Origin of the sequence: Halorientalis persicus (assembly GCF_900110215.1) — an archaeon.
In the GTDB taxonomy this organism is placed as follows: Archaea; Halobacteriota; Halobacteria; order Halobacteriales; family Haloarculaceae; genus Halorientalis; species Halorientalis persica.
In genome coordinates this window covers 1-6662 of the sequence record NZ_FOCX01000070.1, presented here as the reverse complement: position 1 = coordinate 6662, position 6662 = coordinate 1, and the positions used below count along the sequence as shown (strand labels likewise).

Genomic DNA, 6662 nt, shown 5'->3' with positions numbered 1-6662 from the left:
GCTCGAACGAGAAGATTTGATCCGAGCTGTGGCTGTTGTACTGAGCGACTTTCAACCAATAACCAAACACAATCTCTGACTGTTCAGTGTATCTGGCAAAATAGCGTTCTATGGTTTGGACTCAACGGTCGGATTGTGCTGAGAGCGGTATCCTTTGTATGCGTAGTATGAGACAATTCCGGTAAATACTGCTATAGCAATGATCCCGACAGTGTAAACGGGATCAACACCCGCTATTGGCTCACCAAACACGATATAACCCGTGGCGAGAACCGCTAATAACTGACCGGCAAGCCAGCGATAATTCATACTTTCAATTCGTTACGACTGATTATATCTTTGGTGGTCAAACGGCGACCTGTATCGAGCAGTTAGACGAATACTTGAGCATGTCGTAGTCAGCCTCTCGTTGTGGCCCCAACACGTGAGTCTCGCCGTACTGTCTTTCGGAAAATCGCCCAGCTATCCCCCGTCGACTGGCCCACGTACGAGTCTGGCCCGCTGTTCGATCGTACGTCTCTCCCCGGAGTAGAATCGGATGTTCGCCTTGTTGCGGAAACATGGTTCCAACATGATGATCACGAGAGCGTTGATTCATTCGTCCACGCAGTGCCCCTCGCATACGTCCAGTTTGATGCCCACGACCGGTATGCAGGTTCGACGAGCTACGAGATGGAGACACTGTTTCGCTTATTCCTGCTGAAAGAATGCCATGGCTGGGACCACGAAACCGCGCTCGTCGAATACCTCACCCAGCATCCCGATCTCTGCGAACAGATCGGTCTGGAGTCGGTGCCGAACCAGTCGACGCTGTGGCGGAGCTGGCACAAACGGTTCACTGCTGAACTCCAGGATACCGTCGAGACGGCAGCACGGACGATCCTCATCAAAGCCCAGAATGCGGGTGTCACAGTCCCGCGCGATCCAGAAAGACAGACCCGTAGACATGGTGACGAGAATACAGAACCGGATCCTGACGACCAGACCATCCTGAACCAAGCAGAGACAGTCACTGATCGCGTCAGCGATATTGCTTTCCCAGCGTTCTCATTGGACCGTGATGAGGGCTGTGAGATACACGAGAACGCCTACTGGGACCTCCAGACCTATCTCGGACTTCGAGAGAACTTGGCCGTCAACGAAGGGGCTCGCAGCTTCATTCACGAGTCCAATCGAGAGCGGACACCGCTCGGCCACGCCCATCGCGAGCATGTACACGATCTCTCCATCAAACAGATACGCGAGATGTACCGCCACGCCGTGAGTCGCCTCTTGGATCGAGTCGCAGAGACGGAGGAGTTCTTCCGAGCCGGCATCGTCGCCATCGATATTACCGAATCTGACCCGTTCACTGGCGACCGTGCGGGTCACGAAGACGAGATCATCGGCACGAAGGAGAAGACCGACGAGTACGCTTATCAGTGGGCGACAGTCCAACTGGTCGGGAATGCCGTCCCAATAGTCCTCGATGCGCGCCCAGTCCGGAAAGGCGATACGCGTAAGGAGATCGTCGAAGACCTCCTGGACTCGGCTGAAGCGGCTGTCCACGTCGATAACGTGCTAATGGATCGGGAGTTCGACAGCCAGCATATCCTGGAGATGCTCAGCCAGCGCGGGCTGTCCTACGTCGTCCCAAAACGGATGCAGACCAGCGAAAAAGCGCAGGCGAAACGGCTCCTCAAAAAGGGAAAGGACCGCTACGAAACTGATCGAAAACTGCACTTGGGCGACAACGAGTGGCACTCGACAACGCTGATCTACCGACGGAAAGAGAACTCCGAGCACACCGATCATCGGCAGTACTCGGTGTTCATGACGAATCGGAAGAGTGGCCTTCTCTCGGAGTATGGCTACCGGTGGGAGATCGAGAGCGGCTACAAATCGATCAAACGGTTCATGGGCGCGACAACCTCGAAGCACTTCGGGCTGCGGTTCTTCTACTTCGCGTTCGCGTGCCTACTGTACTCGATTTGGCGGGCAGTTGATCTGCTCGTGCAGGTCAAATTGACCGGTGAGTATGAACACTCGCCGATCGTGACGGCTGATAACACGCTGACGCTGGTAAAGAAAGAAACGGGAATAGGATAGCGAGGGTCTCTCTCCGTGAGAGCACGGCGTCTGAGTGGCGACACTATCCAGAGTCTTGGAAATCCGCTGGAATAGTTGCCTGTGGAACAAGAGCGGGCGTTCAGAAAGCGATCTGAAGCAGATTCTCCTTTTCGATTCGGCCGATTCCACGCATTACAGGCCCGCTATACCCACTGTAGTCTCAACTTCCAAATGCATACAGTAGTTGAGACCGGTCGTCTCAATGCATATGGCAGTCTGGCGCAGTTCATAAATAGTATGAAGTCGTAGTTTGGCATAGAACGATGGCACGAATCACCGGCTCCTATCCAGACGATCTCGACCTCCTCATCGAAGGTGCTGTCGAGGCTGGTGTGTTCGGGGGCAAGAGCGATGCGTTGCGAGAGTTCGTGCGTGAGTACTTCGAGGACCACGAAAACGAACGCATCGCTGCTGCGGTCGCCCTCTACGAACGCGAGCGGATCACGCTCGGTGATGCAGCCAGACTCGCTGATGTCGATCGCTGGACGATGCGTGACATCCTCCGTGAACACGGTGTGGAACTTCGGCTCGGGCTCACAGGTGAGGAGGATGCGGCCTACGAAGCGGAGGCGGCGACAGAACTCGAATTCGATGATGAGCCTGCTGATACCGAGACATCGGACTCGCAATGACGGCTGCCGATCTTCCAGCGGACCCAAGCGTTCTCAATACGACTGTTCTATCAAACTTTGCCTACATCGACCAGTTGTGGGTAGTGGCTGGACTCTCTGGAATCTGTACGGTGCCGGTCGTTCGCGAAGAACTCCACACTGGTGTCGACGATCATCCCTACCTCCAGTCGGCATTGGACATACTAGATGATGAGATCCCGGTCGCGACGGTCTCGGACACTGTTGCAAATAGAGAAGCGGTTGTCAGCGACCATCTTGATCCCGGAGAAGCACAGGCGTTTGCACTTGCCGACGCACACGATGGTCGGTTACTGACGGACGACGGCGACGCCAGAGCATTCGCGAAAGAACAGGGCGTGACCGTTGTCGGTTCGGTCGGCGTCCTCCTGGCCGCCATTGATGCTGGACGGATTAGTGAGGAGACTGCGAACGAATGGCTCTCGACCTGGATTGATGAAATCGGATACTACGTTCCCTATCGAAATATTACGGACTATCGATGACTAACTGATTGCCTAACTCTGATCAGTGCTCTGTCGCCACTGGGCGGGCTGAGTTGGCTCTCCAGTGAGCGGGAAGTGCTGGACAGTAATCTGGGTTGGCCGTTGTGACACGTCGACAGTAGCTGTATATTCGATCTGGGGAACGCATGTGTGGCAGTCGGCCGCTGTCGTCTGTCTCTCTTCGATTTCAACATCAATGTGTCCCGCAGTCTGTTGGTCAATTCCAGACTTTATCGAGAGCGTCAGGTCAGTACACTCCCCGGTTGCTGGAAAAACACCGTTGACGGTAATCTGAGATTCTGAGACAGACACTGTTGCCTGTTCCTCCAGCGAAGATTGACAGCTGATGTCATCAATAGATAAAGACGAGTCGGCTACAGAGATTCTGTCCCCCTCGTTTTTGTCCCCGAACCCAAGGCAACCACTCAGCGCAAATAGTGAAGCAGTTGAAATAACACACTCCCGTCGATTCATACGAAGTAGGATGCCACCACCTGTAATGTCTCTTGTGGGTGGACAATCCATCGGTACTGAGCGAAGCCACTCACCATATCGAGGCGGGTTCTCACTAACCGGATTTGCCGTGAAACAACCGCTCAGTGAATATGCGTATTGAGCAGAAGTTACTTATGAACATATTATAAAATAGAAATCATGTACCCTGATCGGTCTCGCCGTGCTCTCCTTACTTGTCTTGGAAGTCTGGTTATCGGTGTCGCCGGTTGTATGAGTCAGGACACTCGTGAAGTCACCACGCTGCTTTGTAACCAGACGGAAAGCCCGAAGGAGGGAGACTACCGAGTAATCAACCCTCAGAACGATGAAATTGCTGCCTCGTCGCCGTTCATCTTCGACGGGTCACGAACGGAGACAGTGACTGAAACCATGCAAAACGACCGTTGTAGAGAGTTTACAAATGAATTGAAGCCCGAGAAAACGTATACATTCGTCATTGAATTGCAATCCGGTTCGACAAGTAGTGAGAACTGGACTGTGAGCAACCAATCAACGCTACAGATAAATATCCAATCTGGCAACATCGAATTTAAAGAGCTCACGAACTCTCCTACATGAGAGACACACGCCCTGTACTGAATGACTCATTACCAAGAAGCAGACACAGTTTTTAGGAGTAACGCGAGCAGAGACGGCCAAAGCATCACTATTCAGCAAAGAGGAACCGTGTCTCTCTTGGAAAACTGAGAAGTGTATATGTGAGGATCGTAGTGAGGAGACACAAGACACAGCCACCAAAGACAGCAATTAGAACCGCTGTTTGGCCTGGCCAAAATGAGCCGGTGAATGCAACACTCCCCCCAATAACAGTGCCACCGAGAACGCTATACTGAAGCTGGCGGTCCGAACTGACTCGCCGTCCTACCATGAGAAGTGCGACTCCAATACCAAATGCAAGAAGTCCCTTGATTACTCGTTCAAATCCCATCCCATGCCCACCGGTTTGGGAGGTGAAGAGTTCATAGTAGTTTCCCTGGTAGCGTATCGTGTAGCTCATCGTTCCGTCAGTGAGATATTCGAACTCATGAGGCTTCTTGGCTTCGTCGTACACAGGGTATGTTCCACCGTTTGGCCCCGCCTGATGCGCCTGTACAAACGCTGTTTGTGCATTTTCCGATAAATCTGAGTAATTGTAGACGTCGCCATTCTCAGGTGCGTTATCGAGGGATTGCACTTCGTGCTGATAGGCGCGATCATCGAAAAACCATGCTGTGACACCACCAACAACCAACATTGCTCCTAGTAGTAAAACGAGAGCTGATTTTATGGAGGGCATACAGTATTGGTGACATTGATTGGATAAATACCTTGTCTGTGACTAGTCTGCCGAACTCTTGAGTTGGCGTGGCCAGCCTTTCACTGTGACATTAACTCGTGAGTCTCGCCGTACTGTCTTTCGGCAAATCGCCCAGCTATCCTATGTCGAGTGGCCCACGTACGAGTCTGGCCCGCTGTTCGATCGTACGTCGCTCCCCGGAGTAGAATCGGATGTTCGCCTTGTTGCGGAAACCTGGTTCCAACATGATGATCACGAGAGCGTTGATCCATTCGTCCATGCAGTGCCCCTCGCATACGTCCAGTTCGATGCCCACGATCGGTTTGCAGGCTCAACGAGCTACGAAATGGAGGCGCTGTTTCGCCTGTTCCTGCTGAAAGAATGCCATGGCTGGGACCACGAAACCGCCCTCGTCGAATACCTCACCCAGCACCCTGATTTCTGCGAACAGATCGGGCTGGACTCGATGCCGAATCAATCCACGCTGTGGCGCAGCTGGCACCATCGGTTCACGGCCGAACTCCAAGACACCGTCCAGACAGCAGCGCGAACAATTCTCATCAAAGCCCAAAATGCGGGTGTCTCTGTTCCACGAGAACCAGAACGGCAGAGCCACAGACATCATGACGAGAGGACAGAATCAGATCCTAACGACCAGACCGTATTAGAGCAGGCTGAGACAGTCACTGAGCACGTAAGCCGGGTTGTGCTCCCTGCCTTCTCATTGGACCGAGGCGAGGGATGTGAGATCCACGAGAACGCTTATTGGGACCTCCAGACATATCTCGGACTTCGAGAGAATTTGGCTGTCAACGAGGGTGCCCGGAGCTTCATTCACGAATCCAATCGAGAGCGAACACCACTCGGCCACGCCCATCGCGAGCATGTGCGAGACCTCTCTATCGAACAGATTCGGGAGATGTACCGCCAAGCCGTGAATCGCCTCTTAGATCGAGTCGCAGACACGGAGGAGTTCTTCCGAGCCGGCATCGTTGCGATCGACATTACTGAATCTGACCCGTTCACTGGCGACCGTGCGGGTCACGAAGACGAGATCATCGGCACGAAGGAGAAAACCGATGAATACGCCTACCAGTGGGCGACGGTCCAGCTGGTTGGGAACGCTGTTCCAATAGTCCTCGATGCGCGCCCAGTCCGGAAAGGAGATACGCGTAAGGAGATCGTCGAAGACCTCTTGGACTCGGCAGAGGCGGCTGTTCATGTCGATAATGTGCTGATGGACCGGGAGTTCGACAGCCAGCACATCTTGGAGATGCTCAGCCAGCGTGGCCTTTCCTACGTGGTGCCCAAGCGGATGCAGACGAGTGAGAAAGCACAGGCAAAACGATTGCTCCAGCGCGACAAGGACCGGTATGAGACCGACCGGAAGCTACATCTCGGCGATAACGAGTGGCACTCGACGACACTGATCTACCGACGCAAAGAGAACTCCGAACACGACGACCACCGGCAGTACTCGGTGTTCATGACGAATCGGAAGAGTGGCCTTCTCTCAGAGTATGGCTACCGGTGGGAGATCGAGAGCGGCTACAAGTCGATCAAACGGTTCATGGCCGCCACAACGTCGAAGCACTTCGGACTACGGTTCTTCTACTTCGCGTTCGC

Annotated in this window: 7 protein-coding genes; 5 read left to right on the top strand and 2 right to left on the bottom strand. The window is 53.6% G+C overall.

Annotated elements, in window-relative coordinates; translation table 11 throughout:
- Positions 1-411: 411 nt before the first annotated feature.
- The 3 genes from BMX17_RS24230 (at position 412) to BMX17_RS24220 (ending at position 3244) form a co-directional block, all read left to right on the top strand.
- A complete protein-coding gene (locus BMX17_RS24230; protein ID WP_092665060.1) occupies positions 412-2088 on the top strand; it encodes a transposase in 1677 nt (558 codons plus the stop codon).
- A 284-nt stretch (positions 2089-2372) separates the two neighbouring features.
- Positions 2373-2741, top strand: a complete 369-nt coding sequence (locus tag BMX17_RS24225) for a UPF0175 family protein (RefSeq protein WP_092665056.1) — start codon at positions 2373-2375, stop codon at positions 2739-2741.
- Complete coding sequence (locus tag BMX17_RS24220) at positions 2738-3244, top strand: PIN domain-containing protein (protein ID WP_092665053.1); 507 nt, start codon at positions 2738-2740, stop codon at positions 3242-3244. Before BMX17_RS24225 ends, BMX17_RS24220 begins: the two co-directional genes overlap by 4 nt.
- A 12-nt stretch (positions 3245-3256) precedes the next feature.
- Here BMX17_RS24220 and BMX17_RS25650 read toward each other — a convergent pair whose 3' ends face one another.
- Positions 3257-3718, bottom strand: coding sequence for a hypothetical protein (locus BMX17_RS25650; RefSeq protein WP_139203753.1), 462 nt, complete (start codon positions 3716-3718; stop codon positions 3257-3259).
- 252 nt (positions 3719-3970) lie between these two features.
- Between BMX17_RS25650 and BMX17_RS24215 the strand changes: the two genes are divergently transcribed.
- Entirely contained in the window at positions 3971-4318 is a 348-nt protein-coding gene (locus BMX17_RS24215; protein ID WP_092665050.1) for a hypothetical protein, read from the top strand.
- Positions 4319-4406: 88 nt separating this feature from the next.
- On the opposite strand, the gene BMX17_RS25645 is transcribed toward BMX17_RS24215, so the two are convergent.
- Positions 4407-5036 carry a DUF7979 domain-containing protein gene (locus BMX17_RS25645; RefSeq protein ID WP_139203752.1) on the bottom strand — a complete coding sequence of 210 codons (630 nt, stop codon included), beginning with the start codon at positions 5034-5036 and terminating at the stop codon, positions 4407-4409.
- Positions 5037-5121: 85 nt separating this feature from the next.
- On the opposite strand from BMX17_RS25645, the gene BMX17_RS24210 reads away from it, so the two are divergent.
- Positions 5122-6662: transposase (locus tag BMX17_RS24210; RefSeq protein WP_092665063.1), on the top strand; the 1541-nt coding region annotated here is incomplete at its 3' end.